This window comes from Leptobacterium flavescens (assembly GCF_010671605.1).
GTDB lineage: Bacteria > Bacteroidota > Bacteroidia > Flavobacteriales > Flavobacteriaceae > Leptobacterium > Leptobacterium flavescens.
Window position 1 is genome coordinate 323,641 of the sequence record NZ_JAABOO010000003.1, and the last position, 25,082, is coordinate 348,722.

Annotated in this window: 23 protein-coding genes; 13 read left to right on the forward strand and 10 right to left on the reverse strand. The window is 42.3% G+C overall.

Annotation, left to right across the window (positions count from 1 at the left end; genetic code table 11):
- Positions 1 to 4 precede the first annotated feature (4 nt).
- Positions 5 to 3,583: an ABC transporter permease/M1 family aminopeptidase gene (locus tag GWK08_RS13670; protein ID WP_163607785.1), complete on the reverse strand. Its 3,579-nt coding sequence runs from the start codon at positions 3,581 to 3,583 to the stop codon at positions 5 to 7.
- A gap of 11 nt (positions 3,584 to 3,594) precedes the next feature.
- Positions 3,595 to 4,473: an ABC transporter ATP-binding protein gene (locus GWK08_RS13675; RefSeq protein ID WP_163607786.1), complete on the reverse strand. Its 879-nt coding sequence runs from the start codon at positions 4,471 to 4,473 to the stop codon at positions 3,595 to 3,597.
- A 205-nt stretch (positions 4,474 to 4,678) separates the two neighbouring features.
- Between GWK08_RS13675 and GWK08_RS13680 the strand changes: the two genes are divergently transcribed.
- The 3 genes from GWK08_RS13680 (at position 4,679) to GWK08_RS13690 (ending at position 9,902) form a co-directional block, all read left to right on the forward strand.
- Positions 4,679 to 6,016, forward strand: coding sequence for a sensor histidine kinase (locus tag GWK08_RS13680; protein WP_163607787.1), 1,338 nt, complete (start codon positions 4,679 to 4,681; stop codon positions 6,014 to 6,016).
- Entirely contained in the window at positions 6,016 to 6,717 is a 702-nt protein-coding gene (locus tag GWK08_RS13685) for a LytR/AlgR family response regulator transcription factor (protein ID WP_163607788.1), read from the forward strand. Before GWK08_RS13680 ends, GWK08_RS13685 begins: the two co-directional genes overlap by 1 nt.
- Before the next feature lie 377 nt (positions 6,718 to 7,094).
- Entirely contained in the window at positions 7,095 to 9,902 is a 2,808-nt protein-coding gene (locus GWK08_RS13690; protein ID WP_163607789.1) for a S9 family peptidase, read from the forward strand.
- A 112-nt stretch (positions 9,903 to 10,014) separates the two neighbouring features.
- On the opposite strand, the gene GWK08_RS13695 is transcribed toward GWK08_RS13690, so the two are convergent.
- The 4 genes from GWK08_RS13695 to GWK08_RS13710 all read right to left on the reverse strand — a co-directional run bounded on the left by GWK08_RS13695 (position 10,015) and on the right by GWK08_RS13710 (position 13,229).
- Positions 10,015 to 10,566: a GNAT family N-acetyltransferase gene (locus GWK08_RS13695; RefSeq protein ID WP_163607790.1), complete on the reverse strand. Its 552-nt coding sequence runs from the start codon at positions 10,564 to 10,566 to the stop codon at positions 10,015 to 10,017.
- 5 nt (positions 10,567 to 10,571) lie between these two features.
- Positions 10,572 to 12,401, reverse strand: coding sequence for a M61 family metallopeptidase (locus GWK08_RS13700; protein WP_163607791.1), 1,830 nt, complete (start codon positions 12,399 to 12,401; stop codon positions 10,572 to 10,574).
- 75 nt (positions 12,402 to 12,476) lie between these two features.
- Positions 12,477 to 12,686, reverse strand: a complete 210-nt coding sequence (locus tag GWK08_RS13705) for a helix-turn-helix domain-containing protein (protein WP_163607792.1) — start codon at positions 12,684 to 12,686, stop codon at positions 12,477 to 12,479.
- A gap of 3 nt (positions 12,687 to 12,689) precedes the next feature.
- Complete coding sequence (locus tag GWK08_RS13710; RefSeq protein WP_163607793.1) at positions 12,690 to 13,229, reverse strand: DUF2975 domain-containing protein; 540 nt, start codon at positions 13,227 to 13,229, stop codon at positions 12,690 to 12,692.
- Between the two features lie 142 nt (positions 13,230 to 13,371).
- On the opposite strand from GWK08_RS13710, the gene GWK08_RS13715 reads away from it, so the two are divergent.
- Genes GWK08_RS13715 through bioD form a run of 3 tightly spaced genes read left to right on the forward strand, consistent with a single transcriptional unit; the run spans position 13,372 to position 15,534 of the window.
- Positions 13,372 to 14,535 carry an aminotransferase class I/II-fold pyridoxal phosphate-dependent enzyme gene (locus GWK08_RS13715; RefSeq protein WP_163607794.1) on the forward strand — a complete coding sequence of 388 codons (1,164 nt, stop codon included), beginning with the start codon at positions 13,372 to 13,374 and terminating at the stop codon, positions 14,533 to 14,535.
- Complete coding sequence (locus tag GWK08_RS13720; protein ID WP_163607795.1) at positions 14,532 to 14,912, forward strand: putative signal transducing protein; 381 nt, start codon at positions 14,532 to 14,534, stop codon at positions 14,910 to 14,912. The genes GWK08_RS13715 and GWK08_RS13720 overlap by 4 nt, the downstream gene beginning before the upstream one ends.
- Position 14,913: 1 nt before the next feature.
- A complete protein-coding gene (gene bioD / locus GWK08_RS13725) occupies positions 14,914 to 15,534 on the forward strand; it encodes a dethiobiotin synthase (protein WP_163607796.1) in 621 nt (206 codons plus the stop codon).
- Positions 15,535 to 15,577: 43 nt separating this feature from the next.
- Here the strand turns inward: bioD and GWK08_RS13730 are convergent, their stop codons facing one another.
- On the reverse strand, positions 15,578 to 15,979 hold the full coding sequence (locus GWK08_RS13730; protein ID WP_163607797.1) for a DM13 domain-containing protein: 402 nt from the start codon (positions 15,977 to 15,979) through the stop codon (positions 15,578 to 15,580).
- A gap of 92 nt (positions 15,980 to 16,071) precedes the next feature.
- On the opposite strand from GWK08_RS13730, the gene bioA reads away from it, so the two are divergent.
- Positions 16,072 to 17,337, forward strand: a complete 1,266-nt coding sequence (bioA, locus tag GWK08_RS13735) for an adenosylmethionine--8-amino-7-oxononanoate transaminase (protein WP_163607798.1) — start codon at positions 16,072 to 16,074, stop codon at positions 17,335 to 17,337.
- On the opposite strand, the gene GWK08_RS13740 is transcribed toward bioA, so the two are convergent.
- Entirely contained in the window at positions 17,334 to 17,756 is a 423-nt protein-coding gene (locus GWK08_RS13740; RefSeq protein ID WP_163607799.1) for a cytochrome c oxidase assembly factor Coa1 family protein, read from the reverse strand. The two genes, bioA and GWK08_RS13740, sit on opposite strands and share 4 nt — an antisense overlap.
- Positions 17,757 to 17,832: 76 nt before the next feature.
- Between GWK08_RS13740 and GWK08_RS13745 the strand changes: the two genes are divergently transcribed.
- From GWK08_RS13745 to GWK08_RS13765, 5 genes are all read left to right on the forward strand, one after another.
- The gene (locus GWK08_RS13745) at positions 17,833 to 18,990 is read left to right on the forward strand and encodes a beta-ketoacyl synthase N-terminal-like domain-containing protein (RefSeq protein WP_204336070.1); all 1,158 of its coding nucleotides are present in this window, start codon (positions 17,833 to 17,835) and stop codon (positions 18,988 to 18,990) included.
- A 71-nt stretch (positions 18,991 to 19,061) separates the two neighbouring features.
- The gene (locus tag GWK08_RS13750; protein ID WP_163607800.1) at positions 19,062 to 19,637 is read left to right on the forward strand and encodes a hypothetical protein; all 576 of its coding nucleotides are present in this window, start codon (positions 19,062 to 19,064) and stop codon (positions 19,635 to 19,637) included.
- Positions 19,638 to 19,641: 4 nt separating this feature from the next.
- Positions 19,642 to 21,063, forward strand: coding sequence for a flotillin family protein (locus tag GWK08_RS13755; protein WP_163607801.1), 1,422 nt, complete (start codon positions 19,642 to 19,644; stop codon positions 21,061 to 21,063).
- A 95-nt stretch (positions 21,064 to 21,158) separates the two neighbouring features.
- Positions 21,159 to 22,253, forward strand: a complete 1,095-nt coding sequence (bioB, locus tag GWK08_RS13760; RefSeq protein ID WP_163607802.1) for a biotin synthase BioB — start codon at positions 21,159 to 21,161, stop codon at positions 22,251 to 22,253.
- Positions 22,254 to 22,328: 75 nt separating this feature from the next.
- On the forward strand, positions 22,329 to 23,198 hold the full coding sequence (locus tag GWK08_RS13765) for a cupin-like domain-containing protein (protein ID WP_163607803.1): 870 nt from the start codon (positions 22,329 to 22,331) through the stop codon (positions 23,196 to 23,198).
- Between the two features lie 8 nt (positions 23,199 to 23,206).
- On the opposite strand, the gene GWK08_RS13770 is transcribed toward GWK08_RS13765, so the two are convergent.
- Together GWK08_RS13770 and GWK08_RS13775 are read right to left on the reverse strand one after the other, a co-directional pair.
- The gene (locus tag GWK08_RS13770) at positions 23,207 to 24,004 is read right to left on the reverse strand and encodes a hypothetical protein (RefSeq protein ID WP_163607804.1); all 798 of its coding nucleotides are present in this window, start codon (positions 24,002 to 24,004) and stop codon (positions 23,207 to 23,209) included.
- A complete protein-coding gene (locus GWK08_RS13775) occupies positions 24,001 to 24,570 on the reverse strand; it encodes an RNA polymerase sigma factor (RefSeq protein WP_163607805.1) in 570 nt (189 codons plus the stop codon). The genes GWK08_RS13770 and GWK08_RS13775 overlap by 4 nt, the downstream gene beginning before the upstream one ends.
- A 132-nt stretch (positions 24,571 to 24,702) precedes the next feature.
- Here GWK08_RS13775 and GWK08_RS13780 point away from each other — a divergent pair, with 132 nt between their 5' ends.
- Positions 24,703 to 25,068, forward strand: a complete 366-nt coding sequence (locus GWK08_RS13780; RefSeq protein ID WP_163607806.1) for a hypothetical protein — start codon at positions 24,703 to 24,705, stop codon at positions 25,066 to 25,068.
- Positions 25,069 to 25,082: the final 14 nt, after the last annotated feature.

Sequence of the window (25,082 nt, forward strand, 5' to 3'; positions counted from 1 at the left end):
AAAACTACTCAACCCTCATCACATTATCTTCCTGCTTTGTATCCGGGTGGGCGCCAAACGGATCAATAACGATATATTCCGGAAGCTGATCCACCACTATTTTTATACGTGAGTTCTCCTTGTTGAATTTGTGTTGTTTCAGATACACCGGCCGGTCATCAATCCCCATTTCGGAAGGATGCTTCATAAAAGCTCCGATCTGAATAGGATTATTAATGGAAACCCTGGCTGTCTTACCCGATTCGTCCGTTTCGAATTTCCCGGTATGGAATTCCAGGCTCAACTCATAACGCCCGTTGCTCAGTTTTTTGTAGCTGGAAGATCGTACACTGAGGTCGTAGGTCATGATCCTTTTAAACAGGTCGTCTATCAGGCTGTGCTTTTCCTGAGGAGTTATGTTATAGAGTTTTTCCAGCAGATCCGGAGAGGTTACTTTAAACTCCGTTCCTCCGTTATATTCGTCTACCAATTCCTTTAGTACAACATTAAGCTGCGCTTCCCCTATCATTTCTTTCAGGGCCTGCATTACATGATAAGCTTTCCCGTATTGCAGATAAGACTCGCCGCCTACAAGATAAAGGGGAGGCTCAGGATCGGAGCTAAAGGAGCGTCCGCTAAAATAACGTTGAGTTGCATTTTTACTGAGCTGCCATAAAGATCCGCTGCCTTCAATTTTTTCCATAACAGCCGCTTCCGTGTACTTGGTTATTACTTCCACGAAAATGCTGGCTCCATCCGTTAGCTTGGGATAAATAACATGCCCCCACCACTGGTGTGCTACCTCATGTATAGTACGTTTGGCAACCAGGTCAAAAGCTCCGGGATCTCTGAGATCTATAAGGTAGAGGTTGTCTTCCACCATACTGATGGTCCCGGGCATAGCCATCCCTCCAAAAGGCCAGTGCGAGGGTATCTCTGCGATCCGCAGATGATCGAAAGGGTATTTCCCGAAATTCTCTGTGCAATAATCCAGCGATATTTTAGTCACCTCCATGATCCGGTCTATATTAAAATCATGCCCGGGATGATAGTAGAGTTCGATGGAAATACCTTTGTAGATCTCTTTTTTAAGCTGGTAAGCGGCCGAAAAGTAACCTAACAACGGGCTTACCGGAGTATCGCTTTTATAGTGATAGTAATTACGGTTGTTTTCGGTCCATTTGCGAAGGAGGTTTCCCGGTGCAATTGCCATTTGATCTCCGGAGGTCGATACAACGGTTTCGAAAAGGACTTTCCCTATCTTATTATCCGCTTCAAACTGGAGATGACCCGAATCAACTTCATCCACCTCCCGCTTGGAGAGCCCTCTTTTCTGGCGCTCAAAATCGCTTGAGATCTCCCAGCTTCGCTTATAGCCTAGTGAAGGCTCAAAACTCTGATGAAGTATATAGGAGCCGTTATTTACGATATCCCTCCGGGTTTCGAAACCGTCATTGTTCACAAAAGCTTCATAACGGAACTTTAATTGCTCTCCGGGTAGCAACTCCCTGTCAAGTTCGAAAAGGTAAGTGTTAAAGGCTGAATCCTTCTCTACCAGACGTGCATTTTCCAGCCATACCGAACGCAGCGGCTCCCTCTCTGAAATAAGAACGGTCTTTACAGGATTTTCATTCTTGTTCTCGAGGATATAATCGGTTTTTATGACCATCTCGGCTTTTTGGGGAAACATAGCAACTTCTGTCTTCATTGCTACCGGAAATAGTTCTTCGAGCTCCTCATACTTTTTGTATTTACGCTCATAAGCTTCGCTGAAATCCAGACGGTCATCGATGGTAGTGTATTCATTTACCAGATTGGTGTTATAAAAGACAGACCCTCCGGATACAAGCAACAGAAGCAAAGAAGAAAACAGGATAGCTTTTTCGGTCTTTGTCCATTTACTCCTTAATCTTCTCCATCTGAACCTAAGCCCGGAAATAGCTCCTCTTTTCCATAATTTAAAGGATAAAACAGCCAGGATCAGGGCAACGGACAGCCAGTAAAGAGCAAATTGATTAAAGGGTTTGCTGTAATGGCCAAATCCGGTCATATTGGTATAGGTAGTCCGCGGAAAGTTCCCTAACTGAAGCATAGGATGTTCAATACCGATACCTGCGGCCAGAGAACTTCCCATAAGTACGATGAGGAGGCCGGTAATAAACATGCCTATATATTTGTTTGGCGCCAGGCTTTGAATAAAAAGAGCCAGGCATCCGTAAAACAGGCTTCTCATTCCCGAGTGATAGAACAGGAACAGATATTGTGTCCACTCGAATTCATAATATCCCTTGGAGATCTGAAAACCGACTGCGATCAGAATACTCAGAAAGATCAGCATCAGCGGAAGGAGCATCAGGGCAGTGAATTTAGAAACAAAGAACGCCAGGCTGGATGTGGGGGTCCCGTCTATGATACCGTTAAAGTTGGTGGTGCGTTCCTTCCAGGCAAGCTCTCCGCTGTAAAAAATTATAAGAATGGTACTGAGAAGCGGAAGCGGGTCTTTGATCAACCATATTAAAAGATCGGTGGTCGGGTAAAGATCGTTGTTGTAATCTCCTCCTCCGTTAATACGGGTATAGATCTCTGATGCTACAATAACTATCCAGATGAGTAAAATACCTATAAAAGGCAGGCTTCTGGAAATACCTTTCAGTTCCAAACCGATTAAAGTTCTTAGCGTGGCCCATTGAAATTTGTTCCCGGAAGTAAATGCCGGAGTGGGCTTATAAATGGTCTTTTCGGTCTTCGAAGACGAGAATACCTCTTTCTTCCCGGCCTTGCGATCTAATTTCCGGAAAGAGAAGATCTTGTAACTGGCCCAGCTTAAGAGCAATGCAAAAGAGATCCATATAATTCTGTTCCACATAAAGAAACCGGAAAAAGAGAGGTTTTGACTGTTCTTTTGGAACGGGGTCCAATACTGGGTTTGCTCAAAGAATGCAGAGATCCCGAACGGATCGGCCAAAGCGGCAATGATCATATTTTCCGGTGATGGCGGAACTGCCTGTGCCAGGAAAGGAGAATTTAAGAAGATGGCACAAAGCCAGTACAGGGTATAGATCGCTATGGCCGAAACATAAATGGTGAGTGCCTTTCTGCTTAGAATGGCGGTGGCAAATAAAAGAGCGGTCAGGATAAAGATATTCGGTACTATCTGAAACAACCAGATCCTGGCATAGTGCATAACGTTAAATGGCGCCAGGCGTTCCGGGTCGGCCAGAGGTGTATAGGTCCCGATAATATATCCCAGCAGGATAAGGCTAAAGACAAACAATCCGACTGTAAAGACTCCGAGGAAGCGACTTAAGAAAAAGTTTCTCCTGCTGATCGATGTGCTGTAAATAATACCATCCAATCGGTACTGAGCATCACGTACGGCGGCCTGCACACAAAAGAACATAATAGCAAAGACCGAAGTCAGGCTCAACAGATTGACAAAATAAGAAACCTGATAAGGCGAATTGATATTCACGCTGCTGAGACCTCCGAATTGAAGGAGGGTAGCTCCCATAAAACCAAAGAGGAGAAAAGCGATGGAAAATATCAGAAAAGAAAGCTGTTTTGAATGATAAGCCCATTCAAATTTTAATAGTTTAAGGAACATATCAGTATGATTTATGATGGGTTTTTTAATAATTTGGTAAAGTAAACGTCTTCCAGACCGGGAGCGACAAGGTCGAATCCGGCCTCTGGCTTTTCTTCAGCCAGAACGTGGATCTGTGTTTTTCCGGAGAACAAACGTGTGGAAATAAGTTTGAATGCATTTCTGTATGCAGGAAGATCTTCTTTGGCAATTACTTTATGCCATATTTTTCCCTTCAGGTCGTCTACCAGTTCGGATGGAACTCCCTTAGAGATGATATGCCCCTCCCCGAGGATAGCCATTTGGGTACAGAGGTCTCTCACATCTTCTACAATATGGGTGGAAAGGATGACAATAATATTTTCTCCTATCTCACTCAACAGATTGAGGAAACGGTTTCGCTCTTCAGGATCGAGGCCGGCCGTTGGTTCATCAACAATAATAAGTTTAGGATTGCCAAGCAGGGCCTGCGCAATACCGAAACGCTGTCTCATTCCTCCCGAAAAAGTATGTACCGCTTTTTTGCGGTATTGATAGAGATTGGTTTGATGAAGCAGGGCAATTACCTGCTCTTTTCGTTCTTTTTTATCTAAAATACCCTTTAGTATGGCAATGTGGTTTAACAGATCGTATGCCGCAATTTTAGGATATACGTTAAACTCCTGAGGCAGATAACCCAATACATTGCGTATTTGCTGCGGATCTTTAATAATATCCTGATCATTAAAGAGCAATGCTCCTTCTGACGGTTCCTGAAGACCGGCAATGGTTCTCATAAGAGAGGATTTACCTGCTCCGTTCGGACCCAGCAGACCGAACATTCCGTTGTCGATACGCAGGGAAATATTGTTCAGGGCTTTTATGCCGTTGGGATAGGTTTTGGACAGATTTCGAATTTCAAGTGTATTCATGTTTTCAGCATTTTGATTGAAGCACGAACTTAAAAGCGTAAAAACTGTATTAATAATTATTGTGACGGCTTACCATATCTCATTGCAGATAGCATATTAAATGAGTTGAATGACGTTTATCAGGAAAAGAGTGACATTCGCATGTATTTTGATACCGTCTGCGTATTAAATTGTAAGGAGGGAGCGGCTTTAGTATTTTTGAGCTATGTTTTACAAATTGAAGAAATACGATTTTTTGGTTTACGGCTTTGCCCTTACCTATATCCTGAAGGTATATCTCCAGAAAATAGGGCTTATTCTCATCGATAAAGACGAACAGTTGTTTAATATAGCAGGCTTTGTTTTCTGGGGCTTTGTTTTTTCTGTGCTTATCTATTTTGTTTTGTATCACAAGGCAGAGACCTACTTCAGGTATGTGCTTTTAGGGCTTGCGGTAACCATTGGCGGCACGGTTCTTTCCGTTTATTTTAAAATGGAGAGGGCTTCTTTTTTCTTTATAGTCCTTTTTTGGGGCCTTATTTTCTTTCTGGGAGTCTCCTGGTATATGCACAGGTTTAAAAAGAAGAAACTCATTCCAACACTCTTAAAAAAGAAGGAACTTTTGGTAAAGATCGGTTTTTTGCTACTGGTCTTTATCGGTATCCTGATGTCGGAAGGATTGATAGGTATTCCCGACAATCCGCTTACCTTTTCACTGCTGATCATTTTTTGTATCCTGGCGTTTAATATCCTCGCTCCGAAATTTTTTAACCGCTATAAGTTTTTTATCCTCGGGATCTACGGCGGTCTCTTCCTGTTGTATTTCTACTCCCTGAGCAATAATGAATCGGCCTTACTGGTTACCAATGAAAAGGAGAGACAGGAATTCCTCAATATTGCCATGCTATTCCTTTTGCCGGTCCCGTTCTTCATTCTTTTCTGGGTTTATGAACAGTGGAAATGGTTCCGGAATATCAAAGCCGAGAAGACAAAAGCCGAACTGGCACTGCTGAAAAGCCAGGTAAACCCGCATTTCTTTTTTAATACCCTGAACAACCTTTACGGTCTGGCCAAGAAGAAAGCTGATGAAACCCCCGATATCATCCTGAAGCTATCCGAAATAATGAGGTATGTTATTTATAAGGGGCAGGAGCAGGAAGTACGCCTGGAAGAGGAACTCAACTATCTGGAGAACTATCTCGAACTACAGCAGATAAGGCATCATGAAAAAGTAGAGATTGTTTTTGACAAAAAGATCGCCGATAAGGAACTGAAGATCGCTCCCCTCCTTCTGATCGTATTTCTGGAGAATGCCTTTAAACACGGAGTGGATTCCCTTATTAAAGGAGCCTATGTTCATGTAAAGCTGGAAGTAAGCGAAGATGAGCTTTTATTTGAAGTAGATAATAATTTCGATCCGGAAGCCAATAGCAAACCTGCCGGGATAGGCCTGGAGAATCTGCAAAAAAGACTGGAGATCATTTATGAAGACAGGCATCAGCTGGAGCTTAAAAAAGAAGACAATAGCTTTAAGGCCCGCTTAACTTTATTAAATTTATCCTGATGAAATATATTATTGTCGACGACGAGCCTATAGCTCATGATATCATAGAAGAATATGCCGGAGAACTGGATGACATGGAATTGGTGGGCAAATGCTATAATGCGATAGAAGCCATCAGCCTGTTACAAAAAAAGGAGGTAGATCTGATATTCCTGGATATTGAGATGCCAAAACTAAAGGGACTCGATTTTCTCAGGACCCTGAGTAATCCTCCTCTGGTAGTCATTACTACGGCCTATTCGGAGTTTGCGGTAGAGAGCTATGAGTTAACAGTTACCGATTACCTGCTGAAGCCTTTTGGTTTTGATCGTTTCTTAAAAGCTTATACCAAAGTAAAGAAAGCAAAGGAACAGGCAGATGCGGCAGGGAAAAGCAGCCCGGTAAAGGAAGCAACTTCCAAAAGTGTTTTCTTAAAAGGAGATAAAGAGATCTATCATATTAAACTCGACGATATCCTCTACCTGGAGAGCTATGGGAATTATGTAAAAGTGCATGTTGGAAAGGAGGTACTTCTTATTCATGAAACCCTGTCCAATATGGAAAGCACACTCCCCTCCGAACAGTTTTTAAGGGTTCACCGTTCATTTATGATCCAGATCTCCTGTATAGATCGCATCACCGGAAACCAGATCAAAATAGGAGATGCCACTATTCCTATCGGAAGATCTTATAAGGCAATTGTGAATAACAGACTTTTTTAGCAATGAACAATGATCAATAAGCAATAAACAATAAACAATGAGCAATTTCCAAATTAACTCATTTTCAAATCAACTAATCCTGTATACCTTCAACCAACAACCAACAACCAACAACCAACAACCAACAACCAACAACCAAACTCCAAATTCCAATCCCGATAGCTATCGGGACCAAATTCCAGGTTCCAATGGCTAATGGCTAAAAACTAATCACTAACAGCTAACAACCAACAACTAATAACCAACAACTAATAACTAACATCTGTCATCCTTTAAGTTAGAGATGTTAATTTTAACATAGTCCCTCCCCAAAAAGTTTTATATTTCATTGATTTTAAGAACTAAACTCAATTTACCAATCTATAACTCCAGCCAAAATGATCCGGAAAATCACTCTTCTAGCCGTTCTTTTTAGTGTTTCTTTTGTATTCTCTCAAAAGAAAGCCATAAGCCATGACGATTACGACCTGTGGAAAAATATCGGGAATACACAAATATCCGATAAGGGAAAACTAATGATATCAACCGTAGTAACGACAACAGGCCGTGGCGACGGATACCTGATGATCTACAACACGGATACCAAAAGCAAGTTTGTTTTTCACAATGGCTATGACGCCTCTGTTTCTGCCGATGAGAATTATGTGGTCTTTAAAAGGAAACCCAAATATCAGGATGTCAGGAAAGAGAAGAAGAAAAAAGTAAAAAAGGACGATCGGGAAAAGGATATGCTGTTTGTGTATGATGTAAAGAATAACAGGATCTCCGACTCGGTTTCAAGGGTTAAGAAATATGAACTCTCAGAAAAGGGAGCCTGGGCAGTTATTGAAAAATTCAAGAACAAAAAGGAAAAGAAGAAAAAAGAAAAAGGAGAAGAGGGAGATAAGAAAAAAGATACTGTAAAAAAGAAAAAGAGCAAGGTTTTTGAGCAGGACTATGCTTTGGTGTACAACCTGAAAACAGGCGGGAAAGATACCCTTCATCAGATCAAGGATTTTGCATTGGCAGAAGAAGGCCCTTCACTCTACTACTCCCTTAAAAAGAAAAAAGGAAGCGATATAGGAGTATATGCTTACGACCTGGAATCCGGGGCGAAAAAGATGATAGATACCGGCAAATATGCCTATGATAAACTGATTACCGATAAAGAGGGGAAACAGTTTGCATATATGGCTGCCAAGGATTCTACGGAAACCGATTCTCTTAAATTCGAATTATATCACTATACAGGGAATACTCTAAATAAGCTTACCGATATCTCAGGGAAGAACCTTAAAAAAGACTGGGAACTCAGTAAGGACATAAGCCCGTACTTCTCCGAAACAGGAAAAAGATTGTTTTTCTATTCCAGACCGGAAATAAACCTGCAAAAAGATACAACCCTTCTGGATGAAGAGGTTCCTCAGGTAGATGTGTGGAACTGGAAGGACGAACTCATTCAACCGGAGCAGAAATCGAGATTTAAGCAGTTAAAGGAAAGAGCTTTTGTGTCCTATTATTCTCCGGAAAGTAAAAGAGTGACCCACCTTCAGGATGAAGATATGGACTTTGTGTTTTTTGACAGGGAAGGGGAAAACCGCTTTGCCATTGGAGTTAATAGTATCCCCTATAGTATTCAGCGCTCCTGGGAGTCGCCGTGGAGAAGGGATTTTTATGTTATCGATGCGAATACAGGACAAAAACATCTGGCTTTAAGTAAAGCCGGAAATCAACCTGTTTTATCTCCCGATGGCAACTATGCCCTTTATTACGATGTAGATGCAAAGCACTGGTTCTCTATCAGGCTGTCGGACCGTTCAAAAACTAATCTGACCGATGGACTTGGAGTACCGTTTTATGACGAAGATGACGATCATCCGTCGTTACCTCCGTCTCATGGTTTTGGAGGTTTTGATGCTGATGGAAATGCTCTTATCTACGATAAGTACGATGTCTGGAAAATAGCTTTGGACGGAAAGACCAAAGGAGTTAATATCAGCGCAAACGGAAGAAAGGACAATATTGTTTACCGGGTATTGAACCTGGATCCGGAGAACCGCAGAAAAGCGTCTTACCTGAATAAGGAACTCTTGTTAACCGGGTTTGATAAAACAACCAAAGCTTCCGGTTTGTACAGCCTCCGCAAGGGAAAAATGAGAGAAAGAATGAAGGCGGGAGAGTACCTGGTATCGGGTTATGTAAAGGCTAAAGATGCCGAAGTATACGGTTTCAGAAAGCAGAATTTCACAACCTATCCCGACCTGTATCTCAGTAAGGACAGCTTCCGTACCTCAAACAAGGTCACGGATGTCAATCCGCAGCAAAAAGATTTTAAATGGGGAACTGCAGAGCTTTTCTCCTGGAAAGCATACGACGGGACCGAACTGGAAGGAATTATCTATAAACCTGAAAATTTCGATCCTTCTAAAAAATATCCTGTGATCACCTATTTCTATGAAAAGCGTTCGGATACCTACAGGAATTACAGATCCCCTCAACCGAGTGCATCGACGGTTAATTCTTCCTATCTGGTTAGTAATGACTATATCATGTTTGTTCCGGATATTGTTTATAAGGACGGGAAACCGGGTCCAAGTGCGTATAACTGTATAGTATCCGGTGTAGATGCCCTTGTGAAAGAGGGATATATAGACACCGATAATATGGCCCTTCAGGGACAGAGCTGGGGAGGATATCAGGTGGCCTATCTCATTACGGTAACCGATAAGTTTAAGGCCGCAATGGCGGGAGCTCCGGTAAGTAATATGACCTCTGCCTATGGTGGGATCAGATGGCAATCCGGTTTAAGCAGGGCTTTTCAGTATGAACGAACACAAAGCCGACTGGGAAAAAACCTGTGGGAAGGCTTTGACCTCTATATTGAAAACTCACCTTTATTCGGGATCCCCAAGATCAAAACCCCTTTACTGATGATGCATAACGACAACGATGGTGCCGTTCCGTATTACCAGGGGATAGAAATGTTTATGGGGATGAGAAGACTTCAGAAACCGGCCTGGTTACTGGTGTATAATGACGAAGCTCATAACCTGAGGAATGTTAAGAACAGACAGGACCTTTCTATCAGGATGATGCAGTTCTTCGACCATTATCTCAAGGGAGAGCCCGCACCTAAATGGATGACCAAAGGTGTTCCGAGAACCGAGAAAGGTATTGATTTCGGATATGACCTGGATAAGGAATAATGCCAATTGACAATGAACAATTAACAATGGTTGTTGTTTAATTAGCTAGCTGTTAGCAGTTAGTTTGTTTCCATGTGCTCCGTAGCTTGGGCGAAGGAGCAACAATCAACAATCAACATTCCTCCCGCCATTCCCAGTTGATAAGCTCCCAGGAAACGCCATCGCTTGTTTGGGTTTTCAGGACCTTGAAGCCAACACTTTTATGCGCTTCCAGAGATCGTATATTACTGCTGGCCACTTCGGTGAACAGGCAATCGAATTCGTCTTTCAATTCCTCTCTGTAAAAACCATAAAGCCCTCTGAAAATTCCCTGCTTCCGATACGGCCGGTCTATGCAGACCTGGCCCATTACAATATATTTCCTTCCCTTTAATAACTCATCGGCTGTTTCGAACATAGGAACAAGGACCGGGAATTCCTCCCGGAAAGAAGGCAGCATGGCCAGCGCGTAGCCTGCCACCGTATTCCCGTCTTTGGCAATGATATGGGCACAGCTTGTATTCATCTTTTTAAGGGTCTCAAAGCTGTGATGTACCGTTATGAAACCTTCAAGCTGTTGATCTTCTTCAGATAAATTAACCTTAAAGTTCCGCTTCTGTATCTCGAGGATCTGCTGCAATTCGTCATCAGACGAAGCTCTTTTATATACAATTGAAGCGCCCATCTTATTTAGCGTTTATTTAACCAGGCTCCCCTGTTGGAGCGCATTTTATCATTTACAGGGATATTGTCTTTTTCATAAAGAGCAATCGTATAGGCCGGATCTTTACCCAGACTAACCGAGGTTTGTCTTTCTTTTCCGTGACGCGTAAACTTAATACTGATCTCATCTCCGGGTTTCATCCCTTCCAATAGTGAAGCAACAGTAGTGTTTTCATCTATGGTGGTGCCGTTTACTTCAAGAATGGTATCACCGTTTTCAAGACCGGCTTTATAAGCAGGGCTTCCTATCTGAGGATTCCTTCTGATACGTCCGTTCCTGGTACTTGCACCGAGATAAGCTTTGGTGTCATCGGTTTTAAGCGAAACCCCCACATTCTCAAAAAAGCTTTTGTAATCCGGCATCTCACTTTTATGGATATAATTATTAAAGAAATTATCTCCGAATTCCTGGCCGGCGTATTCGTTCAGCACGGAATGAAGGTTATCTATTGTATATGGGATCTCCTCTTTTCCGTAGGTATTCCATACTTTTTTCATATAATCATCCAGGTTGAGGTCTTTCCCTTCATTGCGCAATGCCAGATCGAGCGCCAATCCCAGAACACTTCCATAAGAATAGTAAGAGATAAAAGTATTCTCCCTGTTTACAGGGTCTACAGAGGTGGCTGCGTCTACAAAAGGAGCCTGATAACTCATTTCTATAGGATTAAAAAAGCGGCGTGCAGGCGAATTCCAGACATAATTAAAAGTTCCTGCCAGGCCGTTAACATAGTTTTCCGGAGTAATAATACCGGCACGGCATAAAATAAGACCGGTATAATAACTGGTAAAGCCTTCCGCAAACCATAACTCCCCACTCATATTGGCCTCTTCATAGTCAAATGGCTCCAAAGCCTGAGGCCTTATACGCTCTACATTCCAGGCATGGAAAAACTCATGGGAAACCGTTCCTATATTCCTGCTCATACCTCCGTCTGCAAGACTTCGGGTACTGGTTAATATGGTCGAGTTCCTGTGTTCCATCCCGTCTCCGGAAGCATTACCTATATAACATGCCAGGAAGGTGTATTCCCCGAAATCGAAATCCGGGAGTTCTCCGAATACTTCCTTTTGCTGTTTTACAATTTTCTTTACGTTCTCAAAATAAGCGTCCAGTTCCTCATCGGTACCGTTGTGATGCAATACAAATCTGATATTGTAATCCTTGCCATTGGATGATTCCGTGAATTCACGCACACTGTGATTACTCACTTCGGTAGGGCTGTCCATAAAATAATGAAGGTTGGGCGCCCAATAGGTATTTCCTTCTAAATGCTTTAACTGAGTAGCCACTTTCCAGTTAAGATCATCCCTGGTATTAAAGGTAACTTTAACAGGGCGGTCTCCCAGGCCTCTGGCAAACATAAAAGTTGCCGGAATATTAAGGTGGGCGTGGGTTTCATCTACCTGCGAGTAAGTTCCTCCTCCGCGATTGGCAAAGAGTGTATAGCTTAGGTGAATGGTACCATCGTGTTCATTTACATCCCACTGATAGGGATCGGGTCTTTCAACTTTAAGCTCTTCTCCCTTGCTGTTCGTTACTTTCAGGTCGTATACATTTTTGGCAAATTCATGAAGTGCATATCTTCCGGGGGAAGTACGGCTCATTCTTAGCGAAACTTTACCGGGTTTAAGATCTGTAAAAGTTGCTTTTATCACCGCTTCGTGATGAACGGCATTCTCAAAAGAGATCTCATAGGAGATCTCCTGATCTTCAGTGTTTTTTTCAGGTTGATTGGCACATCCGAATAAAAGAGATATAAAAAATACGGATGCAAGGGTTTTCGAGAGATTCATTTTTAAAAGGTTTTATCAAATGTAATTATTAATAAAGAAAAATGATAAAGAACTCTTTCAAAAGATTGAAAACCATTATTCTTCCGCTGAGAACTCCAGAATGTCGCCGGGCTGGCAGTCCAGTTCTCTGCAAATAGCTTCCAGGGTAGAGAAACGAATGGCCTTGGCCTTGCCCGATTTCAGGATGGAAAGATTAGCGGTAGTGATCCCTATCTTTTCGGCCAGCTCCTTACTTTTCATTTTTCGCCTGGCAAGCATTACATCGAGGTTGACAATAATAGGCATAGATCAAATGGTTAAATCGTTTTCTTCCTGTAATTTCTGAGCTTTTTTAAAGATCTCCGCAAAGGCGTAAAATGCCAGGCCGCAGATAAACAAAAGGGTGTAGCTTTCATCAAATTTATAAAAGTGTTTGGCTATGTTCTTACTGTAAAAGATGAGATGAAATAAAGCTTTAAGCACAAAAACCGCTATGCAGTATAAGAGAAAGACACTTCCTGCCTTCCTGAAGGAATTAATAATGGAAGACGAAAAATACTTTTCCTTTTCAAAACTCCTGAAAATGGTAAACAAATAATACAATCCGAGGAGAAAATAGAATTTTAAAAGCAACAAGGTCCAGTAAATGGAGTTATAAGCGAATTCCAACCATTGCTTGTCGCGTATATTGGCAATGCTTTCTTTCCCTTCATGTTCCTCTGCATTCCATACTTTTAAACCTTTCAGATGATCCAGGTTATAGTACCAGATATCACTTAAAATAGCATTCAGAATGCTGAAAAACATAAATGCCAGAAGTATTTGCAGTATTAATGATTTGTTTTTCATGACTCAAAGAATTGTTTTTCAAGTCAAATATAATAAAATTATCGAAAAACGATAATTAATTATTAAAAAAGAATGTTTTTTGATTAGAGAACGTATTTAAGAATCACTCGAAAGAGATGGCAAATTATTGTATTTTAGCCCTATGGCAGGAGTTCCGGACAAGCTGATGGGCAAGCTTAATGCCCGTAAAGAGCAAAACGCATTCAGAAGTCTTTCGAAGGAGGAGATCGGGATCGATTTCTCCTCTAACGATTATATGGGTATTGCGGGATCGGCTTCTGTTTTTAACGATACTCACCAATACCTGATAGAAAAAAACATAAAAGTAAACGGGGCCACAGGTTCCCGCCTGCTTTCCGGAAACCACCTCCTTTACAGGGAAATTGAAGAGGAGATCGGTAGTTTCCACAGGGCAGAAGCAGCGCTTGTTTTTAATTCGGGTTATGATGCCAATATCGGATTCTTTTCTTCCGTTCCTCAAAAGGGAGATATTGTTTTATATGACGAGTTTATCCACGCTTCCATCCGGGACGGTATCGGGATGTCGAATGCAAGATCCTATAAGTTTAAGCACAACGATATAAACGATCTTTCCGCTCTCCTCGAAAGGGTTAGAAGTGATAATGGAGAACAGGATGTTTTTGTAGTTACCGAATCTGTATTTTCTATGGACGGAGATACTCCCGACCTGTCTGCGTTTACAGCATTTTGTGAGGAACAAAAGCTGCATCTGATCATCGATGAAGCTCATGCTGTTGGGGTTTTTGGGGAGAAAGGCTGCGGGCTGATACAGGAACAGGGATTGGAAAATAAGGTCTTTGCCCGTATTATAACCTTCGGAAAAGCCCTGGGATGCCATGGGGCGGCTGTTCTGGGATCTGCAGAACTGAAGGAATATCTCGTAAACTTTGCGCGAAGCTTTATTTACACAACTGCATTACCACCGCATTCTTTGGCAGCCATCCATACGGCTTATGCTTTTCTTTCTTCGGAAGAAGGAGAACAGAGGCGAAGAAAACTTGAGGAGAATATCAGATATTTCTGGGAGCAGCTGGAAAAACTCAAACTGGTTCCGGAATTCGTAGAAAGCACTTCCGCTATCCATTGTTGCGTAATTGGTGGAAATGAAAAAGTAAAGCGGATAGCAATGAAAATGCAGGAAGCGGGATTTGATGTAAAACCCATCCTGTCACCTACCGTTCCCCTGGGGATGGAACGCCTGAGGTTCTGCCTGCACGTCTATAATTCCAAAGAAGAAATAAAAGAAATTTTACTACTTTTAAAAGAATTAATAGAAGAAAGATGAAAGATAGTTTTTACACCCTGGCCACTTTTGAGTATACGGCGGATGCCCAGATCTTAAAAGGGAAACTGGAATCCGAATCCATATACGTGTATCTGAAAGACGAGCATACCCTGGATTCAGACCCTTTAATAAGTAATGCTATCGGAGGGGTGAAGCTCCAGGTAAAGGATGAGGATAAGGAAAGGGCCATGGAGATCTACGAAAATATCAGGCAGTATACCGAAGACCTGGAAGGGAATCCGATTGTCTGCGGAAATTGCGGAGAATCCAAAATGTTACCCTATCACAATACGCGAAATATATTTTACAAATTGTTCCCTTTTTTCGAAAGACGAAAGTACATTTGCACTCAGTGCAATCATGTAAACAGGAGTTGAGTTGAGAAAAAAGATCTTTATAACCGGGATATCAACAGAAGTAGGAAAAACGGTAGTTTCGGCAATTGTAACCGAGGCTCTTAATGCAGATTACTGGAAACCGGTACAGGCGGGAGAACTGGATTTTGCCGATAAGCATAAGGTGGAAAAACTTATTTCCAACAACCGGAGCAGGATCCACCCCAACAGCTATGCCCTCCACACCCCGATGAGTCCGCATGCCGCGGCAGAAATAGACGGAATAGAGATAAAGACTGGAGAGATCGTAGAACCTTCAACCGATAATCACCTGGTTATTGAAGGAGCAGGAGGTTTGCTTGTTCCTCTGAACAACACCCAGACCATTCTGGATCTGATCAAACCGGACTATAAGGTCATTGTAGTATCCCGCCATTATCTGGGAAGTATAAACCACAGCTTACTGACCATTAAACTTTTAAAGGAAAAAGGCTTTGATGTTTCCGTGATCTTTAGCGGTGACGAACACCCTACTACGGAGGCGATCATTAAAAGCATGGGAGGAGTAAAGATACTCGGACGGATAGATGAGGAAAAAGAATTTACCAGGGAAGTGATCGGGAAGTATGCCCGGATATTCAAACCGGAGCTCGAAAAACTATAAAGGGACATTCCTGCCCCCTTATTTACGGTGTTAAAAAATTATGTTATAGATTACCGCCTCCCCAGAAAATACTGTATTTTTCACAATGAATAAGCAGCGAGGTATAATCATCAATATTGATGTTAGACGGTATTTTGTATGATTGCCCACCTTTAGGGCTCTTTAGTTTTGCTACAAAAACAGCATCTTTTGTCGCATTTTTTCCGTTAACCGATGAGGCCTGTTTCTTGGACAGAAAGAGCTTTAGATCCGGTGCCTTTTTGGTCTTGAAGTCATCGCTCAAAACAATATAGGTACCATCCGATTTTTTAGTGATCTCCCAGCTTCCGCTGATAGATTTATTTTGTTTATCCCATTTTCCTTTTTTCAGGCTCTGCGAGAAAGCTCCCTGCGAAAGGAATAACATGAGGAATACAAGTGCTGAATATTTAAATAATTTCGTCATTTTTATTTTTTTGTTTAAAATTTTGTTTTTAGTTGATTTAAGAGGTTAACAATTACAAAAAAAAGGGCATTTTTGCATAAAATTAACGGAATATGTCGCTCTCTCAAAGGGATAAAAAACATCTTTGGCATCCGCTTACCCAGCACAAAACGCATCCGGAAACCATTGCTATTGCAAAGGCAAAAGGCGCCTTACTTTACGATGAAAATGGAAAGGAATACATAGACGGAATTGCTTCCTGGTATACCTGTATGTACGGGCATTGCAACCCCTATATCCTGGATAAGGTGCAAAAGCAGATGCAGGAACTGGATCAGGTGGTCTTTAGCGGGTTTACACACGAACCGGCAGTAAGATTATCGGAAGCCCTTATGGAGATACTCCCGGAAAACCAGCAGAAACTTTTCTTTTCGGATAACGGTTCTACCTCTACCGAAATTGCCATTAAAATGGCGTTGCAATATCACTTTAACCAGGGAAGGAAAAAGAATGTTATTGTGGCTTTTGAGGAAGGTTTTCACGGAGATACTTTCGGAGCGATGTCGGTTTCAGGCTTATCGGTCTATAACGGCCCTTTTGAAGATTTCTTTATCAGTGTGGAACGGATCCCGGTACCGGACGGGAACAATAATCAGGAAGTGCTTTCCCGCATGAAGGAGTTGATCTCCACCGATAAAGTTGCAGGTTTTATTTATGAGCCCCTGGTACAGGGAGCTGCAGCTATGAAGATCCATGACAGAGAGGGGCTGAACGAGCTTATCGGGCTTTGCAGGGAGAACGATATTGTGGCTATTGCTGATGAGGTAATGACCGGATTCGGAAAGACCGGAACGAACTTTGCTTCCGATCATATGGTTCACCAGCCGGATATCATCTGTATGTCCAAATCGCTTACCGCAGGACTGGTACCCATGGCGATTACCAGTTGTTCCATGAAGATCTACGAAGCTTTTTACAGCGATGAGATCGCCAAAGGGTTTTTTCATGGACATACCTATACCGCTAATCCGCTTGCATGTACTGCAGCCCTTGCAGGAATTGAATTGCTGAGGTCTGAAGGGATGCAGGAAAATATAAAACGGATCATTGCCTCACATGAGGAATTCGATAAGAGTATCAAAGATCATCCGAAAGTAGCATCAACCAGGCAAATAGGGATCATCTATGCATTAGATCTGAACATAGAAATGGACCGCTACGGAAACCTGCGGGATAAATTATTTAAGCATTTTATGGAAGACGGCGTTTTTCTTCGCCCTTTGGGTAGTACCATTTATATCCTGGCCCCTTATGTTATCAGTAAGGAACAATTAGATAAGGTATACGCCAGTATAAAAAGTGTGTTCTCTATTGTTTAACGGTCCTCAAGAAGGTCGATCTTTTCATCTGTGCCTTCAATAAGAAGATGCATTGTCTCGTATGACCATTCTCCATCGGTCTTTTCCCCGACCACAATAAGTACAGCTTCTCCCTTAGGGCCCTTAACAGGTTGCCTGAGATTTACGGTACCATCGTTGTTGTTCAGGGACAGATTCCCCTGCATCAGTCCATTGGTCTCTACCGGATGTCCGATAACTTCTTCTACCTGGACATTGGTGTTGAGCGCTGTAAAAGCATCGGTATAGGGAGTAGATTCTTTAAGCATGGAAGTCACCCCAAAGAATATAGAACCTATAAACACAAAAAACAAAATAATAAGTGTAAGGCAGCCTCCGAGAGGAACAACCCACTTCCAGTTTCTTTTAAACCAGCTCTCTTTTCTTATTTGTTCTTCCATTGGTATTAGTTTTAGTTGAAAAAGGTTCAAAATGATATCCAGAACCTGTATTTTTGCCCCAAATTAAATAAAAAAGTTGAGTCTCGGTAATATATCTATAACGGCAATCGGATCTGTATCACCCCTGGGTACCTCTGAAAATGAGATATGGGAAAATTATCTGCATTCAGGACATTTTATTAAAAATGGAAAAGACCATACCTGCACCGAACTGGTGGCAACCATTCGCGATACTGTAAAGGAAGAGGTAGAATCCCTGCGGAATTCAGATCAGAAATACAAAAACCTGGACGCTTCGGTTCTGTATGCTATCCTGGCTTCCAGAATAGCGCTCAACAAGGCCGGATGGACCAAAGAAGATGTATTCGGGATCAATATCGGATCTTCCAGAGGAGCAACCTCACTTTTTGAAAAATATTACGACGAGTTCCTGCTAAGGAAACGGGTAAGTACCTTAAGCTCCCCGACCACGACCCTCGGAAATATATCATCGTGGGTAGCTCATGATCTCCAGAGCTCAGGCCCGGAGATAAGCCATTCCATTACCTGTTCTACAGCCCTTCATGCCGTACTTAACGGAGCCGTATGGATACAGAGCGGAATATGCAATAAGTTTATGGCCGGTGGAAGCGAGGCATCGCTTACTCCTTTTACCATAGCACAAATGAAAGCTATGAAGATCTATGCAACCGAGGAGGATACATACCCCTGTAAAGCTTTCGATCTTGAAAAGACCAGGAATAGCATGGTGCTGGGCGAAGGTGCTGCCGTAGCCTGCCTGGAAAAAGGGATCAAGGAGAACGCGCTGGCGGTAATTGAAGGAATTGGCTATGCTACAGAACCCCTGGAGCACAATATTTCTATCTCCACCAACGCCGACTGTTTTCAGAAGTCGATGAAGATGGCTCTCGGAGATATTTCCCCAGATGAAGTAGACGTTATTGTAATGCATGCCCCGGGTACTATAAAGGGCGATCTGTCTGAGTATAACGCGATTAAAAAGGTGTTTTGTAACAAATTGCCTGCTTTGACTACTAATAAATGGAAAGTAGGTCATACCTTTGGCGCCTCAGGTATGCTCAGCATAGAACTCGCGGTTCTTATGCTTAAACACCAGACATTTATCGAAATCCCTCTTATTAACTCTCAGAACCCTCCGGAAAAAATTAACAGAGTACTCGTAAACGCGGTCGGTTTTGGCGGGAACGCTGTAAGTGTTTTGCTTTCCAAATAAGTAAGAAATATATTGCATTTACTTCAAAAAGTTGCTATATTTCCATTCACTAACTAACTAAATTTTTGCTCATGGAACAATGGTTTTCTGCACTATCTGTATTTGAAAAAGTTTATTGGGTTACCGCTCTTATTTCGTCGGCTATTTTTATCGTTCTGCTCATCATTACACTTGTTGGTGGGGATATGGATGATATGGGAGATGTTGATGCTGAAATAGACGGGGATTCCGGGATTAATTTTCAGTTCCTTTCCTTTAAGAACCTCATGGGGTTCTTTACAATTTTCGGTTGGGTCGGGATTGCCTGTATCGACAAAGGCCTGTCTACAGGGACCACTATCCTGGTCTCGGTTGTCTGTGGCCTGTTAATGATGGCTTCAATGGCAACCCTCTTCTATTACTTAAGCAAACTTACCAGCAGCGGGACCCTTAAACTCGCAAATGCTGTAAATGCTATCGGAGAGGTCTACCTTACCATAGGGGCTGAGCGCTCCGGAATGGGAAAGGTACAGATTAAGGTACAGGGAGGGCTTAGAGAACTGGATGCCCTTACCGATGAAAAGGAAGACCTTGTCATGGGAAATGTTATCAGGGTAAAAGAAGTTACCGATAACGGGATATTGATCGTTGAACAACTAAAAAAATAATTATATGCTATTACTACCATTACAACTGGGTGAAAGCGGGTCATTAATGGCCATCGGTTTTGCCATATTATTTTTCTTTATTATTATCATTTCTTTTATCCGGCGGTATAAAAGATGTCCGTCAGACCGGATCCTTGTAGTTTACGGAAAAGTGGGTTCGGGAAATTCCGCTAAATGTATTCACGGGGGAGCGGCCTTTATCTGGCCTGTTATCCAGGACTATGAATTTCTGGACCTGACTCCTATTTCTATAGAAGTAGACCTTACCAATGCATTGAGTAAGCAAAATATACGTGTAAATGTACCCTCCCGATTTACTATCGGTATCTCTACGGAGCCCGGAGTTATGCAAAATGCAGCAGAGAGATTACTGGGGCTGGGATTACAGGAAGTACAGGAACTGGCAAAGGAAATTATTTTCGGGCAGTTGCGTCTTGTAGTGGCCTCTATGGACATTGAAGAGATCAACGCCGACAGGGATAAATTCCTGAGCAATATTTCTTATTCTGTTGAAACGGAATTGAAAAAAGTAGGGCTTAAGCTTATTAACGTAAACATCACCGATATCCACGACGAGTCAGGTTATATCGAAGCTCTTGGTAAGGAAGCGGCAGCTCACGCAATTAACGAAGCGCGTAAGTCGGTTGCCGAAAAGAACAGAGACGGTTCTATCGGAGAGGCGAATGCGGTTCAGGAACAGAGGACCCAGGTTGCAGCGGCAGATGCCAAGGCGGTAGAAGGAGAGAACGTTGCGAAAATAGACGTGGCAAATTCTAACTCTTTAAGGAGGCAGCGAGAGGCGGAGGCTGAAAGAACGGCTATTGCTTCGGAAAAAGTCCAGAATGCAAAAGCACTGGAAGAAGCATATGCAGCAGAGCAGGAAGCTGAGAATGCAAGGGCCGAAAGGGTGAGGGCTTCTCAAAAAGCCGATATTGTAGTTCCCGCAGAAATAGATAAACGAAAAGTAGAGATCGATGCCGAAGCGGAAGCAGAAATGATCAGGAGAAGGGCAAAGGGTGAGGCCGATGCGATCCTTTTTAAAGCACAGGCAGAAGCCCAGGGATTGTATGAAGTATTGACCAAGCAGGCGGAAGGTCTGGATCAGATCGTTAAAGCTGCCGGTAACAACTCTAAGGATGCGGTTCTTTTACTGATTGCCGATAAACTTCCGGAACTGGTAAAAACCCAGGCGGAAGCAATCAAGAATATTAAGATCGATAAGGTTACCGTTTGGGACGGAGGCCAGAATAAAGATGGGAAAACATCTACGGCCAATTTCCTTTCCGGGCTCTATCAGTCCGTACCACCTCTGCAGGAAATGTTCAATATGGCGGGAATGAACCTTCCGGAATATCTGAAAGGGAAGGATGAAGAGCCAATAGAAGTACAGAGTGATCAGGAAAAACAGGAAGAATCTGAAGATTAATGGGAAATCCGCTGAAAAGCGGATTTTTTTATGATCTTAAAATAAGGCAAAGACAATTGGTTTTCCTATTTTTGACCCCAGAAGTTTTAGATATTATGAGTGAAATACGACATAACTGGACGAAAGAAGAAATTCTTGAAATATATAATAAACCATTAATGGAACTGCTTTACGAAGCAGCTTCCGTACACAGAAAATATCACGACCCGAATACAGTTCAGGTCTCTACCTTACTTTCCATTAAAACGGGAGGTTGCCCCGAAGATTGCGGTTATTGTCCGCAGGCGGCGCGTTACCATACCGATATTGAAGGAAACGACCTGATGACCGTACAGCAGGTAAAAGCCCAGGCACTCAGGGCAAAGGCTTCGGGAAGCTCCAGAGTTTGTATGGGAGCAGCCTGGCGTAATGTAAAAGACGGCCCGGAATTCGATCAGGTACTGGAAATGGTACGTACGATCAATAAACTGGAAATGGAAGTATGCTGTACCCTCGGAATGGTTACCGAGAATCAGGCTAAGCGACTTGCAGAAGCCGGACTATACGCTTATAACCACAACCTGGATACTTCCGAAGAATACTATAAGGAAGTGATCTCAACCAGAGGATACCAGGACAGACTGGATACCATAGATAATGTACGTAAGACCAATGTAACTGTTTGTAGCGGAGGGATCATAGGAATGGGAGAAAAGGTAGAGGACAGAGCAGGAATGCTGGTAGCTTTATCTACCCTGAATCCTCAGCCGGAATCGGTACCGATCAATGCGTTGGTGGCGGTAGACGGTACTCCGATGGAAGATGAAGAACCCGTAGAGATCTGGGAAATGATAAGAATGGTGGCTGTAACCAGGATCGTAATGCCGGAAACTCAGGTACGACTTTCTGCAGGAAGAACCAACATGAGCAGAGAAGGACAGGCTATGTGTTTCTTTGCCGGAGCCAATTCTATATTTGCCGGAGATAAGCTTCTTACCACTCCCAACCCGGATGTGAATGAGGATATGGAAATGTTCAATAAACTGGGCTTAAATCCGCAGAAACCATTTACTAAAAAAGTTCAGCCTCAAACCGTAGAGGCAGAAGATTCCCAATACCAGCCAACAGGTGAAAAACCTAAATGGAGCAGACCAGGCCATACTATCGAAAGGAACGAAGAGGCCAAGGAAAAGGCCAAAATGTTAAAATAGAGGCGTTTTTCGCATTTGCATAACATTTTAGAAACCTTTTTTTAATTTTGTTTGTCTGTTAAGGGAACATTCAATATGAATTTAAAAAAAATACCACGTGTTCATTCGATCACTAAAGAGGAATTTTTGCGGGATTATTTTAGACCACAAAAGCCTGTAGTTATTGAAGGATTTATAGAGGATTGGCCTGCTTATCAGAAATGGAACCTCGATTATATGAAGGAAATAGCCGGAGATAAAACGGTTCCGCTCTATGATGACAGACCTGTAGATTACAAAGACGGTTTTAATGAACCTCACGCTAAGATGAAAATGAGCGACTATGTTGATCTCCTTAAGCGTGAACCCACCAAATTCAGGATCTTCCTCTGGAATATTCTGAAAGAAGTTCCCGAACTGCAAAAAGATTTCTCTTATCCCGATTTCGGGCTTCGCCTGATGAAAGGCTTACCTATGTTGTTTTTCGGAGGGAGGGATTCCTATACTTTTATGCATTACGATATAGATCTTGCCAATATTTTTCACTTTCATTTTGAAGGGAAAAAACAATGTATCCTCTTTAATCAGGACCAGAGCAAGTATCTGTACAAGATCCCGCATTCCCTTATTACGAGAGAGGATATAGATTTTGCGAATCCCGACTATGACAAATGGCCGGCCCTGAAGCATGCAGAAGGCTATATTGCGGAATTAGAGCACGGAAGTATCCTGTATATGCCCGAAGGTTGGTGGCATTATATGAGATACCTTACTCCCGGTTTTTCTATGAGCCTAAGAGCTATTGCCAGAAAGCCAAAGCACCTGAGTAAGGCGATCTATAACATATTTATAATGCGTCATTTTGATAATGCCATGAGAAGACTCAAAGGACAAGCGTGGATAGATCATAAGAACGAGCAGGCAATTTCCCGTACCCATAAAAAACTGGGGATCATAGCCGGATAAACCTGTATTTAAAGCTCATCCAGTAATTTTCCTGCTTCGGCATAATTAAAATTGGAGGGATCTTCCAGGATCTTTTTCAATACTTCTTCCGCTTTCTTTTTATTGTCCATTTTAAGGTATACCAGGGCCTTGAACCATTGTGCCTTGGAGCGGTCAAGAGCATCCGAATGCAGTAGCAGATCCAGTTCTCCTAAAGCTTTGTCGTAGCTGCCGGTCTGTAAATAGGACAGCCCGAGATAAAGATGTACGGCCGGATCGGTTTCGGAAACAGTTTTTTTGTAGGCTTCAAAAAGATTGACCGCTTCGAAAAAATTGGAATCCCGAAAAGCTATAACCCCTCTGTTCAATTCATCCCCTGTTGCTCCCCGTTTAATTACCGAGGGAAGGTCGTCGGTACTGTAGTATTTTGCAAACAGTTCCTGCGGATTGCTCTCCTGCGTAAATATAAGTGCCAGGGAACTGATGATCAGAAGTCCTGCGATAGCAGCAGCCATCATAAAATACCTTCTTCTCCTGGCTTTTACAGCATCTTTCCTGTATTCATTTTGCACTTTGCGAAGCTTCTCTTCAACAGATCTTGCCTCATCACTCTCTAAAAAGCTCCGGAGATTTCCGGTATATTCATTTTCCGGGACCTCTTCCACAGAAGTGTTATCGGTCAGATAAAGGTTAATTTCCCGGGCGAGTGTTACCTCCCTGAGGAGTTCTTCATTTTCCTCCATTTGCTTTTCAAAAAGCAGTGCTTCTTCCGGGGGCATGGTATTTCCCAGATATGCTTCTATTTTCATTTTCAGATCATCGTTCATGATGTATATAAATTTTTATACCTGGGATCGGTTTTAATTAATTCCGTTAGCTTTTTTTTGCATTTATGAACCCTCTGGAATGCTGCATTTTCAGTAGCATAGGAGAATTTCTTCACTATGATATTGTAAGGGACTTTATTGAAATAGGCCTTTAACAATTTAGAGCAATTTTCTGATAAACGGTTGATCATTTCTTCAAATAATTCCCAGCGTTCCTGTTGGATAACAGCTGCCAGATGATTATCGTCTTTTTCTTTTAGTTCAAAAAACCCCTCATTTCTTATCTCTTTTTTTCTTTTATTGAGTTCTTTTAACCACAAATTCCTGCAGATCGTAAAAAAATAAGCCTCAAAAGAAGACTTTATCAACACTTCCTTTACTTTGGCCCGGCTGATCAGTTGAAACAGTCCGTTGTGAAAAACTTCTTCCGCATCGTTGGCCGTGCCTTTATTGTTCTTTACATAAGACAAAACTTTAGGGTACAGGCTGTCGTAAAGTAAGCGTATAGTCAATTCATCACCGTTCAAAAGTGCTTTGATAGTGGGATGCGTTGAGGAGGGCTCCATAAATTTTTTATCTATTAAAGGGTAAGATTTAAAATTAACAATAACTAATAACTAAAGTACAGTTTTTAAATTTTTTTAGGTAAAATCCTTTAAAATTTAGAGATTTATAGTATTAACCATCAATTTTATTTTATGAAAAAAAAGGTTTTAGCGCTCTTTTCGGCCATTCTGTTAATTGCGGGATGCTCTGAAGAAGAGATAATTGAGCCGGTAGAAACGGTAAATGTAGAAACTTCTGTCCAGAGCCTGGAAGCAGAAAGAGGATTGCAGATAAATGGCCTGGGAGGGACCACTATCCAGATACACTATAATCACAGTCTGACGATAAGCGAGATCGAAGATATCCGGAGGGAGTATTTCCTGGCTTTTCCCTGCCTGGATATGTGCATTCTTCAGCCTACCGATCCTTATCAGGATGTCTGGTGCCACGATTGTAAAGCCGGAGATGAAAATGAAGTACAACAGACGGTAGCCAATGATCCCAGATTAGGAGATTAATACGAATAATTCCC

What these genes read in the sequence shown, in the direction of transcription:
- GWK08_RS13670 (WP_163607785.1), bottom strand. Translation starts at nt 3,583, where the DNA reads ATGTTCCTTAAACTATTAAAATTTGAATGGGCTTATCATTCAAAACAG.
- GWK08_RS13675 (WP_163607786.1), bottom strand. Translation starts at nt 4,473, where the DNA reads ATGAATACACTTGAAATTCGAAATCTGTCCAAAACCTATCCCAACGGC.
- GWK08_RS13680 (WP_163607787.1), top strand. Translation starts at nt 4,679, where the DNA reads ATGTTTTACAAATTGAAGAAATACGATTTTTTGGTTTACGGCTTTGCC.
- GWK08_RS13685 (WP_163607788.1), top strand. Translation starts at nt 6,016, where the DNA reads ATGAAATATATTATTGTCGACGACGAGCCTATAGCTCATGATATCATA.
- GWK08_RS13690 (WP_163607789.1), top strand. Translation starts at nt 7,095, where the DNA reads ATGATCCGGAAAATCACTCTTCTAGCCGTTCTTTTTAGTGTTTCTTTT.
- GWK08_RS13695 (WP_163607790.1), bottom strand. Translation starts at nt 10,566, where the DNA reads ATGGGCGCTTCAATTGTATATAAAAGAGCTTCGTCTGATGACGAATTG.
- GWK08_RS13700 (WP_163607791.1), bottom strand. Translation starts at nt 12,401, where the DNA reads ATGAATCTCTCGAAAACCCTTGCATCCGTATTTTTTATATCTCTTTTA.
- GWK08_RS13705 (WP_163607792.1), bottom strand. Translation starts at nt 12,686, where the DNA reads ATGCCTATTATTGTCAACCTCGATGTAATGCTTGCCAGGCGAAAAATG.
- GWK08_RS13710 (WP_163607793.1), bottom strand. Translation starts at nt 13,229, where the DNA reads ATGAAAAACAAATCATTAATACTGCAAATACTTCTGGCATTTATGTTT.
- GWK08_RS13715 (WP_163607794.1), top strand. Translation starts at nt 13,372, where the DNA reads ATGGCAGGAGTTCCGGACAAGCTGATGGGCAAGCTTAATGCCCGTAAA.
- GWK08_RS13720 (WP_163607795.1), top strand. Translation starts at nt 14,532, where the DNA reads ATGAAAGATAGTTTTTACACCCTGGCCACTTTTGAGTATACGGCGGAT.
- GWK08_RS13730 (WP_163607797.1), bottom strand. Translation starts at nt 15,979, where the DNA reads ATGACGAAATTATTTAAATATTCAGCACTTGTATTCCTCATGTTATTC.
- bioA (WP_163607798.1), top strand. Translation starts at nt 16,072, where the DNA reads ATGTCGCTCTCTCAAAGGGATAAAAAACATCTTTGGCATCCGCTTACC.
- GWK08_RS13740 (WP_163607799.1), bottom strand. Translation starts at nt 17,756, where the DNA reads ATGGAAGAACAAATAAGAAAAGAGAGCTGGTTTAAAAGAAACTGGAAG.
- GWK08_RS13750 (WP_163607800.1), top strand. Translation starts at nt 19,062, where the DNA reads ATGGAACAATGGTTTTCTGCACTATCTGTATTTGAAAAAGTTTATTGG.
- GWK08_RS13755 (WP_163607801.1), top strand. Translation starts at nt 19,642, where the DNA reads ATGCTATTACTACCATTACAACTGGGTGAAAGCGGGTCATTAATGGCC.
- bioB (WP_163607802.1), top strand. Translation starts at nt 21,159, where the DNA reads ATGAGTGAAATACGACATAACTGGACGAAAGAAGAAATTCTTGAAATA.
- GWK08_RS13765 (WP_163607803.1), top strand. Translation starts at nt 22,329, where the DNA reads ATGAATTTAAAAAAAATACCACGTGTTCATTCGATCACTAAAGAGGAA.
- GWK08_RS13770 (WP_163607804.1), bottom strand. Translation starts at nt 24,004, where the DNA reads ATGAACGATGATCTGAAAATGAAAATAGAAGCATATCTGGGAAATACC.
- GWK08_RS13775 (WP_163607805.1), bottom strand. Translation starts at nt 24,570, where the DNA reads ATGGAGCCCTCCTCAACGCATCCCACTATCAAAGCACTTTTGAACGGT.
- GWK08_RS13780 (WP_163607806.1), top strand. Translation starts at nt 24,703, where the DNA reads ATGAAAAAAAAGGTTTTAGCGCTCTTTTCGGCCATTCTGTTAATTGCG.